The sequence below is a fragment of the Pseudomonas medicaginis genome, assembly GCF_965119365.1.
Classification (GTDB): domain Bacteria; phylum Pseudomonadota; class Gammaproteobacteria; order Pseudomonadales; family Pseudomonadaceae; genus Aquipseudomonas.
Genome location: NZ_OZ221631.1, coordinates 2,706,220 through 2,725,438, shown reverse-complemented (window position 1 = coordinate 2,725,438; position 19,219 = coordinate 2,706,220). Strand labels below are relative to the sequence as shown.

The following is a 19,219-nucleotide window of genomic DNA, read 5'->3' as shown; positions in this document are numbered from 1 at the left end:
CTTCGAGCGCCGGGTTGGCGTTTGGTTTCATGGTGAGGTCATGACGCCGGCCTGTCTGGGCTGGGCACATGTTTCCCGTGGCGAGGAGCGGCAGTCGGTTTAGTGGAAGTCACGACTGCGAACATTGATACCCGCCAGCAATCCAGTCAGGTCGCTCAAGCGCCCGGCGATCAGGTGGCGGACCTCGCCGATGCTTTCCCAACGCCCGTCGACCTTGAGCAGTTGCGAGCCCACCAGGGTCTTGCGCTGGCGCTCGGCCAGGTCGCGCCAGACCACCACGTTGAGGTTGCCGAATTCATCTTCCAGGGTCACGAAGGTCACGCCGCTGGCTGTGCCCGGGCGTTGACGGCCGGTGACCAGCCCGGCGACGCTGACATTGCGGCCATGCTCCACGTCCTGCAGTTCCCGAGAGCTGCGACAGCGTCGGGCGCGTAGCTCGGGACGCAGCAGGGCCAGCGGATGAGGGCCCAGTGTCGTGCCCAGCGTGGCGTAATCGGCAAACAGGTTTTCTCCCAGCGTGGGTTCGGGCAGGGCCACGGGCGGTTCTTCCTGGTTGGGCAAACCGGCGAACAGCCCCAGCTGTTTCTGCACCCCGGCCACTGCCCAGCGGGCCCGATGGCGATCACCGGCCAAGCCCTGCAAGGCACCGGCGTCGGCCAGTTGCGCCAGGGCCCGGGCGTCGAGTTGCGCACGTTCGCCCAAGTCGGCGACATCCGTGAAGCCCCCCTGCCGCCGAGCTGCTTCGATACGGCGGGCATCGTCTTCCCGAAAGCCCTTGACCAGGCATAGGCCCATGCGGATCGCCGGTTGTCGGCCTTCCAAGGGTTCGAGGCTGCACGCCCAATCGCTGGCGCGCACGTCCACCGGACGGATCTGCAATTGATGACGGCGAGCATCCTGGAGGATCTGGTCAGGGCTGTAGAAGCCCATGGGCCAGCTGTTGATCAAGGCACAAGCGAACGCCGCCGGCTCATGGCATTTGAGCCAACTGCTGGCATAGGTCAGCAAGGCGAAACTGGCGGCGTGGGATTCGGGAAATCCGTAATTACCGAAGCCTTTGATCTGTTCGAAGATTTGCGCGGCGAACTCAGCGGTGTAGCCATTTTTCTTCATGCCGTCAGCCAGACGCTCCCGGTGGGGTTCCAACCCGCCGTGACGTTTCCAGGCGGCCATGGAGCGCCGCAATTGGTCGGCTTCACCCGGGGTGTAATCGGCCGCGACGATGGCGATCTGCATGACCTGCTCCTGGAACAAGGGAACACCCAGGGTGCGGTTGAGCACTGCCTTCAACGCTTCAGAGGGATAAGTCACCGCCTCTTCTTTGTTTCTGCGGCGCAGGTACGGATGCACCATCCCACCCTGGATCGGCCCGGGGCGTACGATTGCCACTTCGATGACCAAATCGTAGAACGTCTCGGGCCTCAGCCGAGGCAACATCGACATCTGCGCCCGGGACTCGATCTGGAACACACCGATGGTATCGGCGCGGCTGATCATTTCGTAGGTCGCCCGATCATCCTGGGGCAGCGACGCCAGGGCGTAGCGCTGGCCCCGGTAATGCTCGATCAGGTCGAAACAGCGACGAATCGCGCTGAGCATGCCCAAGGCCAGGATGTCCACCTTGAGTAGCCCGACCGCGTCCAGGTCGTCCTTGTCCCACTGGATGATGGTGCGCTCGGCCATGGCGGCGTTTTCCACCGGCACCAGGGTGTCCAGGGGCTGTTCGGAAATCACGAAGCCGCCAGGGTGTTGGGATAAGTGCCGGGGAAAGCCGATCAATTGCTGGGTCAGGCCCAGCACCCGGCGCAACACCGGGCTGTCCGGGTCGAAGCCGCCTTCACGCAAGCGCTCCACCGGCGGTGCCTCGTCGCTCCAGCGGCCACAGCAATCGGCCAGGGCGTTGACCTGGTCCGGCGGCAGGCCTAGGGCCTTGGCCACATCGCGCACCGCCCCGGCGCCGTGGTAAGTGCTGACCACCGCCGTCAAGGCCGCACGATGGCGGCCGTAGCGCTGGAACACGTATTGCAATACTTCCTCGCGACGGTCGTGTTCAAAATCGACGTCGATGTCCGGCGGCTCGTTGCGCTCCCGGGACAGGAAGCGTTCGAACAACAGGCAGGTGAGGCTGGGGTCGATTTCGGTGATACCCAAGGCAAAGCACACCGCCGAGTTGGCCGCCGAACCGCGCCCCTGGCAAAGGATATGGCGGCTGCGAGCAAAGCTGACGATGTCCTGCACGGTGAGGAAATAGCTGTCATAGCCCAACTCGGCGATCAGGCTCAGCTCCTTGTCGATCTGCACCCGCACCTTGTCTGGCACACCTTTTTTCCAGCGCTCGCGCATGCCACGCTCGGTCAGTTCCCGCAGCCAGGACGCGGGATCATGCCCTTCGGGCACCAGTTCGCGGGGGTATTGGTAGCGCAGTTGACCGAGATCGAAAGTGCAGCGCCGGGCGATGTTCAGGGTTTCATCGAGCAAGGTCCGTGGGTAGAGCGCGGCCAGATCCTTGTGGCTGCGCAAGTGACGTTCGCCGTTGGGGTGCAGGCGCTGGCCGGCCTCGGCTACCGTGACGTGGTGACGGATAGCGGTCATGGTGTCCTGCAAGGCGCGCCGGCCGCGCACGTGCATGTGCACATCGCCACTGGCCACGGCCGGGAGGTTCAAGCGCTCCGCCAACGCCAGCAAGTCCGACAGCCGACGCCGGTCGTCTTGCCCGCAATGCAACTGCACCGTCAACCACAGGCGCCCGGCAAAGATCGACTGGAGCCAGCGGCCGTGCTTTTCGGAATCCTGGCCATCGGGCACCCACAGCGCCAGCAGCCCGGGCAAGGGCTCGTCGAAATCCTCCCCCACGATGCGGTAGTGGCCCTTCTCACTGCGACGCCGGGCGCGGGTGATCAGCCGGCACAAGGCTTGATAGCCCTCCAGATTCTCCACCAGCAACACCAGTTTCGGACCGTTCTCGACCTGAATTTCGCTGCCGACGATCAACTGCAGCTCCAACTCCCTGGCCGCCTGCCAGGCCCGGACGATCCCGGCCAGGGTGCATTCGTCGGTGATCGCCAGGGCCTGATAGCCCTGCTGCTTGGCGCGACGGCACAACGCCAGGGCACTGGAGGCGCCGCGCTGGAAGCTGAAGTTCGACAGGCAGTGCAGCTCGGCATACTCAACGCTCATGCGAACCAGCCCTGCAGCCACAGCGGCCCGCCCTCGCCCACCGGCCGATAGGCCCAGCCCCGTTGTCCGCTGCGGGTCTCGATCAGATAGTAGTCACGGCGCACATCCGCGCCGTCCCACCAACCGGTCTCGATACGCTCGGGGCCCATGAGAATCCGTGCCTGGCCTTGCGGCAATGCCTGGGGGGCATCCAGCAGCCAGCCGGGACGTTGCACGCCATCGCGCACCGGACAGGCCTGGGGGCGGGACTGGGGTGTCATCTGCCAGGCGCATTCAGGTCGATGGTCGTCGCGAAACCCCAGGCCTTGCACCGCGTCATCCCCGAGTCGGGCCCGCAACCGTTCCCGCAATTGCTCCCAGGGCAATGACTGTTGCGGGCGTTCGTCGAACAGCTCCAGGCGCTGGGGCACGAAACTCGGCAGGTCTTCGGCGCTCAAGCGAAAGCCCCGCACCGGAGCCTCGACCTGCACCTGTTCCAAGCGACCGCGGGCCAGTTCGAAAAGCATCGCAGGATCCCGTTCGGCGCTGAGCAAGCCGACCTTGATCAGCGTATCCGGCAAACCGGCGTGCTCCAGGTGCAGGTCAAAGCGCTGCACGCCGCTGTCGCGTCCGCACAGGAAAGCCGACAAGTCACCGGTCAGCCGGCGCAACGGAAACAGCAGCGCCTGATGGGACTGAACGTCGTAGTTGAGTTCGATGCGCACATCGAAACGGTCCGGTGGCAGGTAGAACGACAGCGCCAGGGTACGACTGCCCGTCAACGCGTCGAGGTGCTTGAGCACCTGGGCCTCGAAACGGCGCGCCAGGGTGTACCGGGGCAAGGCCTGGACCTGGCTCAAGCGGCGCAGTCCCATGCGCGACAACGCCGTGGCGACGTCGGGCTCCAGGCCGATTCGCTCCACGGGCATGTGACCCAGGTATCGCTGCAAGGTCTCGGCATCGGGCACCACCAAGGCGTCATGGGCATTGGCCAACACCCGTGCCGCCACCGGGTTGGGGGCGGCGACGATACGATGACGAAAGCCCAGCTCGGTCAACTCGGCCCGCAAACGCGCCTCGAACACCGGCCAGGGCCCGAACAGGCCCAGGCTCGACTCGATCTCGAACAGCAGCGTGCGCGGGTAATGCACACTGACCTGGGCGCTGAAACGGTAGGCCCAGGCCGCCAGGAACTGTTGCCAATGTTCGATCTGCGCCGCGTCGTATTCGGCGGTGGCAAAGCCCTTGCTCAAGGCCTGGGCGGCAGTCATGGTCTGGCCGGGACGCAAGCCCAGGGCCCGGGCCGGCGCGTTCACCGCTTGCAGCACACGGCGCTGGGCCGGACCGGTCAGCAATGCCAGGGGTTGGTCGGGATCGGGGCGCTGGCGCAGCGCGGCGTCCAGCGCCAATTGCGGGAAAAGAATACAGACCCAGCGCATCCCAACCTCAATGCCCGGTTTGCGGGACGAGCGTGGCAAAGGCAATCGGCGCCGAACGGGCCAGCCCGCCCCGACACTTGAGCACGCGCAACTGCGCAGGCCGGGTATCGATGGCGATGCGCAAGGCCGCCGGCGACGGGTTGATGGCGTCCTGGATCGAGCGCCAGGCAAATGCCAGGGTCTGGCCGGTTTCCGCCGCCACTTGCAAGCGGCGCAAGGCCCGGTCGTCCGCCTGGCGGGGCCAGCACAGCACCGCGCCACAACTGCCCGAACGCAGGCATTGTTCGGTGGCCCACAGGGCATCACGCTCATCGGCGCGGATCACCGACAACTGGCGCAGGTCGACGCCAGCGTTCTGCCAGGCCTGGGGATAGGGCACGAAAGGTGGCGCCACCAACACGATCCGCTCCCCCGCCGCCGACAGCCGCGCCAGGGTCGGCCACACCAATTGCAACTCACCCACGCCCGGTGCGGCGATAAGCAGTTCCGTCAACGCCGCTTCCGGCCAGCCACCACTGGGCAACGCCGCATCCAGTGCTTCGTGGCCAGTGGGTTGCGGGCTGGCGGCTGGCGGCGCAGGCCGGCCCTTCCAGACCTGGCCGCCGTTGAACAGCGTGTCCAGCGCAACGACTGCGCCCATCAGCCTTGCCTCACCAGGCCACAGAACACCCCTTCTATCGCCAGGTCCTGGTCGGCCTCGACGATGATCGGCTGGTAGGCCGGGTTGCGCGGCAGCAAGCGCACCCGTTCGCCGATGCGCTCGAAGCGCTTGATGGTGACTTCGCCATCCAGGCGCGCCACGACGATCTGGCCGTTGGAGGCTTGGGGCATGCGCTGTACGCCCACCAGGTCGCCGTCGAGAATGCCATCCTCGATCATCGAGTCGCCCTGGACCCGCAGCAGATAATCCGGTGCCTTGGTGAAAATCGCCGGGTCCAGCATCAAGCGACTGTGGACCTCGGCATCGGCACCGATCGGCAGCCCGGCAGCCACTCGCCCCAGCACCGGCACGTCCAGCAACTCGAGCCGTGGCGGCTGGTTCAGCAAGCGAATGCCCCGGGCCTGGTGCGGATTGACTTCGATGAAACCGGCTTCGGTCAGCGCCAGCACATGCTTGCGCGCCACGCTGCGAGAGGCAAAACCGAACGCCTCGCTGATTTCAGCGAGGCTGGGAGGTTGACCCTGATCGGCGATGCGTTCGCGGATAAAAGTCAGGATGGCGGTGCGGCGGGGGGATAGAGTCGTCATGGAGTACATTTGTACTCTTTCGGGGTTTTCCTGACAAGCGCCGCCAGTCAGTTCACAGCTCGCCGGCACACGTCATCGTGGCGAGGGGGCTTGCTCCCGCTCGGCGGTGCAGCAGCCGTGGACACCTGCCTACTGCTCAATTGTCATGCCCCGGCGTTTTGCCCCTCATTGCGAAACGCGCTCGGGCTCATGCCGGTCCAGCGCCGGAACGCCCGGCGGAAACTGCGCACATCGCTGTAGCCGACTTCTTCGGTGATGCGTTCGATGGACAGCTCGGGGTTGGCGAGCAGGTTCAGGGTGCGGCCGCGGCGCACCTGTTCGAGCAAGGTCTCGAAGGTCAGGCTGTGTTCGGTCAGGCGCCGACGCAAGGTGCGACTGCTCATGTTGAGGTCGCTGGCGATTTTCTCGATGTGGCTGCCACAGGTCAGGTCCCTGGCAATTGCCCGTTCCACGGTCTGGATCAGGTCGATCTTCTGGTGGACCTCGGTGGCCTCCTGCTCCAGCAAGGCCAATGCCTGGCGCAGGGCCAACGGGTGGTGATTGGGCAAACGCATGTCCAACCAGCGCACATCGATCAGCATGCGATTGTGCCGACAACCGAAGCGCACCTCCGGCCCCAATATCCGCAGGTATTCCTGGGCATAGGACGGCGCGGCATGCATGAATTCCACGGCCAGTGGCTTGAAATCGGGCCCCGCCAGCGCCCGGCCATAGACCATCAGGCTGGCGAAGAACTCTTCCACGGCAAACACCTGGATCTCGGCGAAAGGCAGGCGGCAAGTCGCCTCGACCATGATCCGGTCCGTGGCCTCTTCGACACCGGTTACCGCGATGCCGCCGGTGGTGTGCTGGTAACGAACCCCCAGGGCGAAGGCATCGCGCAGGGTTTCGCACAGCGACAAGACATGACCGAGCAGACCAAGGGTGCCAAGCACGTTGCGGTCCCCCACCCACAACCCCAATCCCTGCCCGGGCAACAGCTTGAGTGCCCGCTGGATCATGATCACGGCCTGGCGGTAGGAGATGCGCTGGGCGGGATCTTGCAGATCATCGAGGCCGAACCCCAGGCCGCGACACAGTCTGGCGGCATCGAAGCCCTTGTCCGCCACCACCTCGGCCAGGGTTTGCAGCAGGAATGGCGATACCAGCGCCAATTCATAAGTGGGGTCGATGACTTTCATCTGCATGGGACGGGTTCCGGAGCACGTTAGGTGGCGTTTTTGTAACCGGTTATTTCATAAAGTTAGCATGAGCCGCCGCAGAGAGGGGCACAAAAATCTGGCCGCCCAAGTCCCCTGTCTGGCCGCCAAAACCCTGCCCTGTCAGCGGTGAACGGCTTATTTGTATGACTCGGACCTCCGGTGCATTTCCAACAATAATAATGAGCCCTCCCATGAACCCGATCCGCACGACATTCGCCTTGCAATTGACCCTCGGCCTGGCCTGCGGCGGTGCCCTGCCCGCCTGGGCTACCGAATCGGGGGTCGACAACATCGGCCCAGGCACCGACGGCTTTCTCGTATTGCCGCTGGAAGTCGACAGCCTTCCCGACCACATGGTCGCGTTCAACCTCTACTACAACCATTACAAGGCCCGGAAATTCAACATCAGCTCGTTGGGTGGGGAACTGCCGGACGTCGAAATCGAATCCACGGCAGTGGTCCCGCGTATCGACTACCTGAGCCCGTGGCGGGTGGCCGGTGGGCGCGCGGGGATCTACATTGCCCAGCCCTGGATCAAGCAGGAAGTCTCGGTGTTCGGCCTGCATGACACCCGCGAGGGCATGGGCGACACCACCATTTCGCCCATCGTGCTGTGGGACATGGGCAAGGACCTGACCTTGGCCGCGGCGGTGGAAATCACCGTGCCGACCGGCGAATACAGTACCGATCGACTGGCCAACACCAGCAACAATTTCTACACCTACAAGCCGCTGTTTTCCTTCACCTGGTTGCCCACGCAAGACACCGAGGTGTCGATGAAAACCACCTACAGCTTCAACCGCAAAAACAAAGACACCGACTACCGTTCAGGGCAGATTTTCCATTTCGATTATTCCGCCAGCTACCGCGTGACCGACAACCTGAGGCTGGGGCTCAACGGCTACTACCTCAAGCAGACCACCGACGACAAACAGTACGGCCGCACCGTGCAATTCGCCGGGCAGGACGTGGACGATGGGGTACGCGGCCAGGTCTTCGCCATCGGCCCGGCGCTGCACCTGACCTTCCTCAAGTACGCCAGCGCCGAGATTCGCTGGGCCAAGGAATTTGCTGTGGAGAACCGCACCGAAGGCGAAATGCTCTGGGCCAAGATCAGTATTCCGTTTGCGTTTTGAATGGATGCAGCCATATCGCTTGTTTTTCATAAGACCGCGTCGCCTGCTTCGCGAGCTTGCTCGCGATGGCGATGGGTCTGTTTGCGGTGATGTTGGATGTGCTGACGCCTTCGCGAGCAAGCCCGCTCCCACAGGATGGGGATCGATCGGGTGGCCTGGCGTTCGCCACAATTCCCTGTGGGAGCTGAGCTTGCTCGCGATGGCGGCGGGTCAGTTTGCAGGGGTGTTGAAGGTGCTGACGCTATCGCGAGCAAGCTCAGCTCCCACAGAGGGACTCCTTAATTCCAGCCGCCGCCCATCACCTTGTACAACGTCACGCGGTTGCTCTGCTCGGTCAGGCGCAGGGTGATCAGGTCCTGCTGCGCGCTGTACAGGGAGCGCTGGGCGTCGAGGGCTTCGAGATAGCTTTGCGAACCGCCACGGTATAACGCGTCGGAGAGTTCGAAGCTCTTGCGGCTGGCGTCGGTCAAGGCCTGTTGGGCCTCGATACGGCGATCCAGCGTGCTGCGCTCCGCCAGGGCATCGGCCACTTCCTTGAATGCGCTCTGCAGTGTTTGCTGGTAGGTCTGCACCTGGATCTCGCGCTCCGTCTTGGCCGAGTCCAGCGTCGCGCGGTTACTGCCGGCATCGAAGATCGGCAGGCTGATGCTCGGGGCAAACGTCCATGCGCCACTGCCGGACTTGAACAGGCCGGACAAGGCCGAGCTTGAGGAACCGGCATTGGCCGTCAGGCTGATGCTGGGAAAGAACGCCGCACGGGCGGCGCCGATGTCGATATTGGCCGACTTGAGCGTGTGCTCGGCGGCCAGCACATCGGGGCGTCGTTGCAACAGGCTGGAAGGCAGCTCTGCCGGCACCTGCACCAGCGCCGCGGCCGATTCCAGGTACGCGCCCGGCAACAACTCTTCGGGAATGTCGCTGCCCACCAGCAGGCGCAATGCGTTGCGATCCTGCAGGATCTGGCTTTCATACGCCGCCGCGTCGACCCGCGCCGACTCCACAGTGGTTTGCGCCTGGGCCACGGACAGACCGGAGGAGCCGCCCAAGGCATGGCTGCGCTGGGTCAGCTCGTAGGTCGCCTGCTGACTGCGCAAGGTCTCCTGGGCCAGGTGCAGGCGCTCGTTGTCGGCCGCCAGGGTCAGCCAGGCCGTCGCCACTTCGGCCACCAGGCTGATCTGCGTGCTGCGTCGGGTTTCGGTCAGGGACAGATAGTCTTCCAGGGCTTCGTCCTGAAGGTTCTGCACCCGTCCAAACAGGTCCACTTCATAACTGCTCAACCCCAGTTGCGCACTGTAGTCATGGGTGGTGGCCGCCGAGCCCGTGTTGGACAACGAACCGGACGTGCGACTGTGGGTGCCACTGACACTGGCATCGATCGAAGGCAAGGACTCGGCGCGCTGGATGCGGTATTGCGCCTGGGCCTTTTCAACGTTCAGGACCGCCAGGCGCAGGTCGCGGTTGTTACTCAGCGCCAGGGACTGCAAGCGCGCCAGGCGGCTGTCGGTGAAGAAATTTTGCCACTCGATATCGGCGCTCACCTCGCCCTTGGGCGTGCTGGCGACCGGCAGCCATTGCTCGGAGACTGGCGCCTCAGGGCGTTCATACTGTGGCGCAAGATTCATGCAGCCACCTAACAGCGTGAGGATGGCCAGCAATGGCCAGCGAAACTTGATCATGCGTCACCTGACTGGGCGGATGGAACAGAGGTCGAAGCCGTGGAAACGCGGCCGAAACGCCGGCGAATCTGCACGAAAAACAACGGGACGAAGAAAATCCCAAGCACCGTGGCGGACAACATGCCGCCCAGCACACCGGTACCGATGGCCTGGCGTCCGGCGGAACCGGCGCCGCTACTCAGGGCCAGGGGCAAGACGCCGAACATGAAGGCCAGGGACGTCATGAGAATCGGCCGCAGGCGTTGGCGCACGGCGATCAGCGTAGCCTCGCGCAAGCTGTTGCCCTGTTCTTGCAGGTGCTTGGCGAACTCGACGATCAGAATAGCGTTCTTGGCCGCCAACCCCACGGTGGTCAACAACCCGACCTGAAAGTACACGTCGTTGCTCAAGCCACTGACACGGGTGGCCAGCACCGCGCCCACCACCCCCAGCGGCACCACCAGCATCACCGAGAAAGGCACCGACCAACTCTCATAGAGCGCAGCGAGGCAGAGGAACACGAACAGCACCGAAATCCCGTACAGCAACGGTGCCTGCGAACCGGAAAGGCGCAACTGATAAGACTGCCCGGTCCACTCGTAGCCGATGCCCTCCGGCAATTGCTTGACCAGCGCTTCCACCGCATCCATGGCGTCCCCGGAACTGACGCCGGGCGCCGGATCGCCAACCACCTCCAGCGAGGCGTTGCCGTTGTAGCGTTCCAGCAACGGCGAGCCGTAGCTCCAGGAACTGCTGGCGAACGAGGAAAACGGCACCATTTCATCGTTGCTGTTGCGCACGAACCAGTGCTCCAGGTCAGCCGCCTGCATCCGCGCCGCAGCCTCACCCTGGACGTAGACCTTCTTCACCCGCCCCTGGTTGAGGAAATCATTGACGTAAGTGCCGCCCAACGCCGTGGACAGCGTGGTGTTGATGTCGCTGGTGCTCAGGCCCAAGGCCCCGGCCTTGCGATCATCGATGCTGACCTTGAGCTGCGGTGCGTCGTCAAGGCCATTGCTGCGTACGCCGAGCAAGCGAGGGTCCTGGTTGGCCAGCTCAATGAGTTTTTCCCGTGCCGCCACTAGCGTGTCATGCCCCAGGCCGGCGAGGTCCTTGAGTTGCAGGTCGAAGCCCGACGTCTGCCCCAGGCCGCGCACGGCCGGCGGTTGCATGACGAACACATTGGCATCGCCGATGCTCGACAGCGCCATGGTCGCGCGCTGGGCGAAGGACGCCGCATCCTGCCCCGCTCCCGTACGCGCGCTCCAATCCTTGAGCCGGATAAATGCACGGGCACTGTTCTGGCTGTTGCCGTTCATGCCCAGGCCGGAAATGCTGATCAGCGCTTCGACTTCCGGCTGTTCGAGCAAGTAGCTTTCGAACTGCTTGACCACCACTTGCGTGCGGCTGTCCGTGGCCCCGACTGGCAACTGCACCTGGGCCATGAGAATGCCCTGGTCTTCGTCAGGCAGGAACGAGGTCGGCAGGCTGAAATAACCGGCGGCCATCACCAGCAGTACCAGCCCATACACCAGCCAGCCGACGCGCCCGCGCTGCAAAATGCCCCCCACCTGACGTTTATAGGCCTCGGCAGCGCGCTCGAACGTGCGGTTGAACCAGCCGAAGAATCCACGTTGAGCGCCATGGCCCTGACCATCGGACGGCTTGAGCAAGGTCGCGCACAATGCCGGCGTCAACGTCATGGCGACGAGTACCGAGAGCACCATGGCCGAGACGATGGTGACCGAAAACTGCCGGTAGATAACGCCTGTGGAGCCACCAAAAAACGCCATGGGAATGAACACCGCACTGAGCACCAGGGCGATGCCGACCAGGGCGCTGGTGATTTCATCCATCGACTTGCGCGTGGCGTCCAGGGCCGAGAGCCCCTGCTCGCCCATTACCCGCTCGACGTTCTCCACCACCACAATCGCGTCGTCCACCAACAGGCCGATGGCCAGGACCATGGCGAACATGGTCAGGGTATTGATCGAATAACCGAACAGCGCCAGCACGCCGAATGTCCCCAGCAGCACCACCGGCACCGTAATCGCGGGGATCAACGTGGCCCGCAGGTTCTGCAGGAAAAGGAACATGATCAGCACCACCAGGACAATCGCCTCGCCCAGTGACTTGACCACTTCTTCGATGGACAGGCTGACAAAGGGTGTCGTGTCGTAGGCAATCACGTTCTTGAGTTGCATCTCCGTCGGATAGAACGGCTCCAGCTCCTTGAGCTTGGCCTTCACCGCCTCGCCCACGTTCAGGGCGTTGGCCCCGGCGGCGAGCTGGACGCCCATGGCGGCAGCAGGTTTGCCGTTGAGGGCAGAACTGACGTCGTAGCTTTCACTGCCCAATTCAACCCGCGCCACATCCCCAAGCAGCACCACCGCACCGTCGCTGCTGGACTTGACCACCACATTGCGAAACTCTTCGACGGTTTGCAGCTTGCTGCGGGCGCTGATGGTGGCGTTCAACTGCTGCCCCTTCACCGCTGGCACGGCACCGAGTTGACCGGCAGAAACCTCGGTGTTCTGTGACTCCAGGGCCGTGCTGACATCTGAAGGCATCAGCGCGTATTTTTCCAGCAGGGCCGGGTCCAGCCAGATGCGCATGGCATAGCCGGAGCCCAATGTCTGCACATCGCCGACACCGTCGATGCGGCTGATGGAATCGAGCAAGGTGCTGGAAATGTAATCGCCGATCTGCGTGCCGGTGACGCTCGGATTGTCAGAGGCCAGGGCGGCAATCATCAGGAAGTCCGAACCGCCCTTCGTCACGGTCAGGCCCTCGCTTTGCACCGACTGCGGCAGCCTCGACTCGGCCTGTTGCAGCTTGTTCTGCACTTGCATCTGGGCCACGTCCGGGTTGGTGCCGGCGATGAAGGTCAGGCTGATGCTGGCGCTGCCATCCGAGCTGCTGGAGGCCGACATGTAGGTCAGGTTGTCCAGGCCCTTCATTTGCTGTTCGATGACCTGGGTTACCGAGTCTTCCACGGTCTTGGCCGAGGCGCCGGTGTAGGTCGCGGAAATGCGCACCGTCGGCGGCGCGATGTCCGGGTACTGTTCCAAGGGCAACTGGCTGATGGACAAGGCGCCAGCGAGCATGATGACGATGGCGATGACCCAGGCGAAAATCGGCCGGTCGATAAAGAAACGCGCCATGTTCAACCCTCCTGCGCAATGGCAACAGGCGTCGCTTTCTGCGTACGGCTGCGGGTGCCGGCGTTCTGTGCCACGACGGTTGCACCGACCCGGACTTTCTGCCCGCCCTCGACAATCACCTGGTCTCCCGCGTTCAGCCCCGCCGTGACCCACCACTGGTTATCCACGGCGCGGTCGATGGTCAGCATGCGCTGCTCGACTTTGCCATTGACCACCACCAGCACCGAAGTCGCACCGCTGGCACTGCGGGTCACCGCCTTCTGTGGAATCAGGATGGCCTTGTCATCCCGCGCCTGCTCCAGCACCGCCCGCACGTACATGCCCGGCAACAACAGTCGGTCCGGGTTGGCGATTTGCGCCCGTAGGGTCACCGTGCCCGTGCCCTCATTGACGCTGACCCCACTGAACTTCAAGCGACCTTCATGGGCATAGGTGCTGCCGTCATCGAGCTTGAGGCTGATCCGCGCTTCACCTTCGCCATTGCTTTGCAGCGCACCGCTGGCCAGGTCGCGCTTGAGCCGCAACAGTTCGGTGGTCGACTGGGTGACGTCTACATACATCGGGTCCAACTGCTGCACGGTGGTCAGTGCGCTGTCCTGGTTGGCCACCACCAGTGCGCCGGGCGTGACCGTCGAGGTTTCGATGCGCCCACTGACGGGGGAACTGATGCGGGTATACGCCAGGTTGATGCGTGCGGTGTCGACATCGGCCTGGGCCACTTGCACTTCCGCTTCGGCGGTCAGCAGGCTGGCCTGGGCATCCTCGTTGTCCTGCTGGCTGATGGCATCGATCTTTACCAGCTGGGCATCACGCTTGGCCGTGGCCTGGGCCGACTTCAAGGTGGCGCGTGCCTTGGCGAGGTTCGCCTGGGCCTCAGCCAATGCGGCCTTGTAAGAGGAAGCATCCAGTTGATACAACGCCTGCCCGGCCTTGACCTCGGCCCCTTCGACAAACAACCGCTGCTGGACGATACCGCCGACCTGCGGGCGTATCTCGGCGACCATGAACGCCTGGGTGCGTCCGGCCAGCTCAGTGGTCAGCGCCTGACTTTGCGGCTGCACGGTGATCACCGAGACCTTGGGCGGTTCGGGCGTGGGTGCCGATTCGCCGGAGCAACCGCCCAACGTGAACAAAACGATCAAGCACACCAGGATGGCGGCGGTCACCAGGGATTTGGCGAATAATTTGGTCGACATAAATGCCTCTGCAAGACGGATGGTTCAAGCCAGGCGCCATACTGCGAGGCAAATGTGCAGGAAAATTGAAGATTGCCCGCCGCCCTTGAATCTTCATCGCACCAGGGCCTAAATGGTCGGGCCATTCATCGAACTGCCCGAGCCCATGAAACTGAGCATCTCCACCAAATTGTTTATTGCCGTCATGGCCAGCGTGCTGTTTGTCATCCTGAGCATGGGGGCGGCCAACGGCTGGAGCTTTGGCAACGGTTTTCTCGACTACCTCAACGAACAGGCACTGTTGCGCATGAAGCCGGTGCTCCCTCGCCTGGCCAAGGCCTACGAGCGCGAAGGCGACTGGGAATTCCTGCGCAACCAGCCGGATCGCTGGTTCGAGCTCCTGCGTCCGGAACCGGGCGAAAACACCACCCACCCAGGGCGCCCCCCCATGCCGATGTCCGACCTGACCGGGGCGGTGTTTCGCCTCGCCCTGCTCGACCAACAAAAGCAATTGGTCATGGGTTATTCGGCCATTGGCGACGACGCCCTGATGCGCCCGATCGAAGTCGCCGGCAAAACCGTCGGCTGGCTGGCGGTGACGCCGTTCCAGAACGTGACCGAAGCTGGCGGTGAACGCTTTCGTCAGTACCTGGTGCGCACCAGCCTGGCCGTGGGCGTGCTCTCGTTGCTGTTGGCGATGCTGATTGCCTGGTGGATCGCCCGTACCCTGCTTGACCCGGTCAAGCGAGTGGCCGCCGCCACGCACCGGTTGGCCGCCGGGGAATACAGCAACCGCGTGTCGGTGGCCTCCAATGACGAAGTCGGTCAGCTGGCCCGAGACTTCAACCAGCTGGCGTATACGCTGGAACGCAACGAAAAAATGCGCCGGGAATTCATGGCCGATGTATCCCACGAACTGCGCACCCCGTTGTCGGTATTGCGCGGCGAGCTGGAAGCCATCGAAGACGGCGTGCGCACTCTCGACCCATCCTCGATGAAATCGCTGCAAGGCGAAGTCAGCATGCTCAGCAAACTGGTGGATGATCTCTACGAACTGTCCCTGGCCGATGTCGGCGCGCTGACCTACCGCAAGAGCGAATGCGATCTCAACGACTTGCTGGACGGTTGCGTGGCGATGTTCAAGGAGCGCTGCAATGCCCGGCATCTGCGTTTGGAGCTGGAGCTGCCGACAACGCCGCTACGGTTGGAGGCCGATCCCAAACGCTTGCAGCAACTGTTCAGCAACCTGTTGGAAAACGCGGTGCGTTATACCGACGAGGGTGGCGTGCTGCGCATTCGTGCCACCAGCGAGGACGACGTCGTACGCATTGATTTTCTCGACTCTGGCCCCAGGGTCGATGCGGATCAACTGCCGCGACTGTTCGAGCGTTTTTACCGCGGCGAAACCTCACGCAATCGCGCCAGTGGCGGCGCCGGCCTGGGACTGGCCATCTGTCACAGCATCGCCCTGGCCCATGGCGGCAGCCTCAGCGCCGATCACTCGCCTTTGGGCGGCCTTTGGCTGATCCTGCGTCTACCACGGAATGCCTGAACATGACCCCTGACAGCCCAATCCTTATCGTCGAAGACGAACCCAAACTGGCCGCATTGATGCGCGACTACCTGATCGCCGCCGGCTACGCGACACAGTGCCTGGACAATGGCCTTCAAGTGGTGCCGGCGGTACGGGCCAGCGAGCCGCGGTTGATCCTGCTCGACCTGATGCTGCCGGGGCGCGACGGCCTGCAAGTGTGCCAGGAGCTGCGCAGCTTCAGTGCCGTGCCAATCATCATGATCACTGCCCGCGTGGAGGAAGTCGATCGCCTGCTCGGGTTGGACCTGGGGGCCGACGACTACATCTGCAAACCCTTCAGCCCGCGTGAAGTGGTGGCCAGGGTCAAGGCGATCCTGCGGCGCAGCCCGCAACTTCTCGTCACCGCGCCAGCCCGGCTGCTGATTGACGAAGATCGCTACCAGGCTTCACTCGATGGCATCGCCCTGGACCTGACGCCCTTGGAACTGCGCCTGCTCAGCACACTGGCCCAGTCCCCGGGGCGGGTGTTTTCCCGGGATCAATTGCTCGACCGGATCTATTCCGATCATCGAGTGGTTACCGATCGTACGGTAGACAGCCATATCCGTAATCTGCGGCGCAAGCTCGAACAGGCCTGCCCGGCGGAGAATCCTATCGAGTCGTTGTATGGGGTGGGCTATCGGTTTCAGCTTGCTGACGTTTGAAGCTTGGATGTGCCGCCGCCTTCGCGAGCAAGCTCGCTCCCACAAGGATTTGTGGCGTATGCGAGGTCTGTGAACACTCGAAAAAACTGTGGGAGCCGGGCTTGCTCGCGAAAGCGGTGGGTCAGCGACACAGATGCTGAGGGGCTCTATTGATCCGCCGAATAGATAATGGTTTGCGCACTGCCCCCCGTAGCAGGCCGTCGGGTGAAGTAGGTGTCGCCTTCGTCTGTCTGGATCTCGTAGTCGGCCTTGCTGGCGACCCGGCTCGATGCATCGGTGTGCTTGATGATTTTCAGCACCCGCTGGAACTTCACGCCTTGCGTGCCGTTCTGGGCGGGGCCGGTGAGTACATTGACCTTCTGGAACCAGCCCTTCTGCTTATTGTTCGACACCAGGGTGCCGCTCAGTGCTTCAAAACGCTCAATACGGGTAAATCCCCAGAGTGTCTGTTCCTCGACCACCTTACCCGGGGTGGCGGAACCGGTGAAGACAAACAGGTTAAGGCTCGGATTGTCTTCGCAGAAGAAGTCATAAGGCACCAGACCGTCAACCATTCTCTTGCCGGGAACGAAACCCTTCTTATGAACCAGAAACATGAACACCTCCACGCTGAAACACCAGCAAACGCTGAGTAAGTTTGAGCGCAAAGTCTACTGAGGCGGGGCGTACAGGGCCGTCAAGCCAATGTAATATCGTGTAAAGATCACGCCCTACGAGGCAAGCTGATTTCCACAGTCAACCCACCGGACGGCTCGTTGCGCGCCAGGATGGTGCCACCGTGTATTTCCACGGCCCTTGAGGCAATGGCCAGCCCCAGGCCGAAGCCGGCACTGGCTTCGTTCAAGCCACGTTCGAACGGGCTGAAAATGCTCTGTAGCCGCGAATGTTCAACACCCGGCCCCTGATCGCTGATCTGCACCGTCAGGCCGTCTGCGGCGCCATTGACCTCGGCCACGATCATCACCGTGGTGTTTGGCCGGGTATGGCGCACCGCGTTTCGAATGACGTTCTCGAAGCACCGATACAACAGCTCACCGCTGACCCGACTGACAAATGCCGGGCATGCCTGCAAGGTGACCTGGCAGCCTTTCATTTGCGCTTCAAATCGGGCGTCCTCGACGATCACCGACAGCAACTCGACCACATCGATTGGCTCGCGCTCGATACTCTCCGGTCGCCCCTGCAGGCGTGCCAGGGTCAACAGCGCTTCGATCAGCGTGTCCATGCGCACCGACTCACGATCAATACGCCCCACCATTTCCAGACGAGCCGGATCTTGCTGCAGCAGCCCGATGGCCGCTTGCATGCGGGTCAGCGGTGAGCGCAATTCGTGGGAGATGTCGTGCAGCAAGTGTTGCTGGGCGTCTACCAACAGCTTCAACTGGTTGGCCATTCGGTCGCAGTCTTCGGCCAGATCGACGATTTCATCACGTCGCGCGCCCATGATCGGCTTGACTCGGATCTCGAAGCGCCCCTGGGCCACGTCACTCATGGCGCGCCGAAGATAGGCCAGCGGCCATGCCAGGTAGAACGCCATGTAACCGCTGAACAGCGCACTCATGACCGTGCCGATGATCAACGGCGTCCAGTGGCTCGGCCCTCTGTCGCCTTTTTTGCCCAAGGGATGGGTTGACTTGAGGGACAGCACGATGCCGTCCTTGCCGATGATCGACCGTTCGTAGGCCGGTTGCGGCACTGGCGTGCCGGCCAACAGCTGACCTGTGCTGTCATAGACGCCAACGGCCTGGTCATCCGGGTGTTCCCACACCGCCAGCAATTGCCGGCCCGACTCGATGCCAAACTGTCGCAATAGCTGCTCTTCTGTGGCAAGGACCGTTTCCAGATGAGGATCACCAGGCCTGGAACTGCCGATGACCAAGAAGCCCAACCCGACCAAAAACGTCAAGCTGGTGGCGAGCCAGAACGCCAGGAACAGTTTCCAGAACAGCCGGCTGGGCTTCATCATTCGGCGATCAACAGGTAACCGAGACCGCGCACGCTCTGAATCCAGGCCTTGGCATCGGGGCGCGGTCCCAGTTTGTGGCGAATGCTGCTGATGTGCACATCGATGCGCCGGTCATAGCGAGTCAAGGGGCAGCCCAAGGCATTGAGCGACAGGTTCTGTTTACTCACCACTTGCCCGGCACAACGGGCCAGTTCCTCGAGCAAACTGAACTCGGTGCTGGTCACCCCCAGCTCGCGTCCCTGCCAGAGCGCCTGGCGCTTGCCGGGCCACAGGACCAGCGGCCCGGTCCTGATGACTTCACTGGTGGGCTGATCCACTGGCTGCACCCGGCGCATGATCGCCCGCAAACGCGCCACCAGTTCCCCCGGCGAACTGGGCTTGGGCACATAGTCATCGGCACCCAGCTCCAGACCGGTGATCTTGTCGATGTTGTCACCACGAGCCGTCAGCAACACCACCGGCACCTGGCTCACGGCCCGAATGCGCCTGAGCACCTCGATACCCGACAATCGCGGCAGCATCACGTCCAGCACCACGATGCTGTAGCGACCGGACAGCGCTTGCACCTCGCCTTCCTCCCCCGTGTGCACGGCAGTCGCCTCAAAGCCTTCGCGCTCCAGGTATTGGCTGAGCATTCCCGTCAGTTCCTGGTCATCGTCGACTAGCAATACAGAGATCATGGGGCGCTCTTGAGTAGGTGTCGGCCCATTATCGCCCGTGTGCCGCGCACCGTCATCGCCGCAGGCCAACCTTTACCTAACTTGACATTGGGTTAACCGCACCAAACGCAGCGAACTTTTATGCTTGCTCGCCACCAGCCCGCTCGCTCCCGCGGTGACT

At 63.0% G+C, this 19,219-nt stretch carries 14 protein-coding genes; 3 read left to right on the top strand and 11 right to left on the bottom strand.

Annotated features, from left to right (window positions below):
- Window positions 1-99: 99 nt before the first annotated feature.
- The 5 genes from ACMTA2_RS12125 to ACMTA2_RS12105 all read right to left on the bottom strand — a co-directional run bounded on the left by ACMTA2_RS12125 (window position 100) and on the right by ACMTA2_RS12105 (window position 7,030).
- Window positions 100-3,198, bottom strand: a complete 3,099-nt coding sequence (locus ACMTA2_RS12125; protein WP_413795034.1) for an error-prone DNA polymerase — start codon at window positions 3,196-3,198, stop codon at window positions 100-102.
- The gene (locus tag ACMTA2_RS12120) at window positions 3,174-4,595 is read right to left on the bottom strand and encodes a Y-family DNA polymerase (protein ID WP_413795033.1); all 1,422 of its coding nucleotides are present in this window, start codon (window positions 4,593-4,595) and stop codon (window positions 3,174-3,176) included. Before ACMTA2_RS12120 ends, ACMTA2_RS12125 begins: the two co-directional genes overlap by 25 nt.
- A 7-nt stretch (window positions 4,596-4,602) precedes the next feature.
- Window positions 4,603-5,235 carry a translesion DNA synthesis-associated protein ImuA gene (gene imuA, locus ACMTA2_RS12115; protein ID WP_413795032.1) on the bottom strand — a complete coding sequence of 211 codons (633 nt, stop codon included), beginning with the start codon at window positions 5,233-5,235 and terminating at the stop codon, window positions 4,603-4,605.
- Entirely contained in the window at window positions 5,235-5,852 is a 618-nt protein-coding gene (gene lexA, locus ACMTA2_RS12110; RefSeq protein ID WP_413795031.1) for a transcriptional repressor LexA, read from the bottom strand. The genes imuA and lexA overlap by 1 nt, the downstream gene beginning before the upstream one ends.
- A gap of 134 nt (window positions 5,853-5,986) precedes the next feature.
- Window positions 5,987-7,030, bottom strand: a complete 1,044-nt coding sequence (locus ACMTA2_RS12105; protein ID WP_413795030.1) for an AraC family transcriptional regulator — start codon at window positions 7,028-7,030, stop codon at window positions 5,987-5,989.
- Window positions 7,031-7,236: 206 nt separating this feature from the next.
- On the opposite strand from ACMTA2_RS12105, the gene ACMTA2_RS12100 reads away from it, so the two are divergent.
- On the top strand, window positions 7,237-8,181 hold the full coding sequence (locus tag ACMTA2_RS12100; RefSeq protein ID WP_413795029.1) for a SphA family protein: 945 nt from the start codon (window positions 7,237-7,239) through the stop codon (window positions 8,179-8,181).
- A 278-nt stretch (window positions 8,182-8,459) separates the two neighbouring features.
- On the opposite strand, the gene ACMTA2_RS12095 is transcribed toward ACMTA2_RS12100, so the two are convergent.
- From ACMTA2_RS12095 to ACMTA2_RS12085, 3 genes are read right to left on the bottom strand one after another with little or no spacing between them, the layout of a single operon-like run.
- A complete protein-coding gene (locus ACMTA2_RS12095) occupies window positions 8,460-9,857 on the bottom strand; it encodes an efflux transporter outer membrane subunit (protein WP_413795028.1) in 1,398 nt (465 codons plus the stop codon).
- Entirely contained in the window at window positions 9,854-13,000 is a 3,147-nt protein-coding gene (locus tag ACMTA2_RS12090; RefSeq protein WP_413795027.1) for an efflux RND transporter permease subunit, read from the bottom strand. The genes ACMTA2_RS12095 and ACMTA2_RS12090 overlap by 4 nt, the downstream gene beginning before the upstream one ends.
- Window positions 13,001-13,002: 2 nt before the next feature.
- Window positions 13,003-14,196, bottom strand: coding sequence for an efflux RND transporter periplasmic adaptor subunit (locus tag ACMTA2_RS12085; RefSeq protein ID WP_413795026.1), 1,194 nt, complete (start codon window positions 14,194-14,196; stop codon window positions 13,003-13,005).
- A gap of 112 nt (window positions 14,197-14,308) precedes the next feature.
- Here ACMTA2_RS12085 and baeS point away from each other — a divergent pair, with 112 nt between their 5' ends.
- The gene (gene baeS, locus ACMTA2_RS12080; RefSeq protein WP_413795025.1) at window positions 14,309-15,727 is read left to right on the top strand and encodes a sensor histidine kinase efflux regulator BaeS; all 1,419 of its coding nucleotides are present in this window, start codon (window positions 14,309-14,311) and stop codon (window positions 15,725-15,727) included.
- A gap of 2 nt (window positions 15,728-15,729) precedes the next feature.
- Window positions 15,730-16,413 carry a response regulator gene (locus ACMTA2_RS12075; protein ID WP_413795024.1) on the top strand — a complete coding sequence of 228 codons (684 nt, stop codon included), beginning with the start codon at window positions 15,730-15,732 and terminating at the stop codon, window positions 16,411-16,413.
- A 146-nt stretch (window positions 16,414-16,559) separates the two neighbouring features.
- Here ACMTA2_RS12075 and ACMTA2_RS12070 read toward each other — a convergent pair whose 3' ends face one another.
- The 3 genes from ACMTA2_RS12070 to ACMTA2_RS12060 all read right to left on the bottom strand — a co-directional run bounded on the left by ACMTA2_RS12070 (window position 16,560) and on the right by ACMTA2_RS12060 (window position 19,059).
- Window positions 16,560-17,009: a hypothetical protein gene (locus tag ACMTA2_RS12070; protein ID WP_413795023.1), complete on the bottom strand. Its 450-nt coding sequence runs from the start codon at window positions 17,007-17,009 to the stop codon at window positions 16,560-16,562.
- A 107-nt stretch (window positions 17,010-17,116) separates the two neighbouring features.
- Window positions 17,117-18,379: an ATP-binding protein gene (locus tag ACMTA2_RS12065; RefSeq protein WP_413795022.1), complete on the bottom strand. Its 1,263-nt coding sequence runs from the start codon at window positions 18,377-18,379 to the stop codon at window positions 17,117-17,119.
- A complete protein-coding gene (locus ACMTA2_RS12060) occupies window positions 18,376-19,059 on the bottom strand; it encodes a response regulator (RefSeq protein ID WP_413795021.1) in 684 nt (227 codons plus the stop codon). The genes ACMTA2_RS12065 and ACMTA2_RS12060 overlap by 4 nt, the downstream gene beginning before the upstream one ends.
- Window positions 19,060-19,219: the final 160 nt, after the last annotated feature.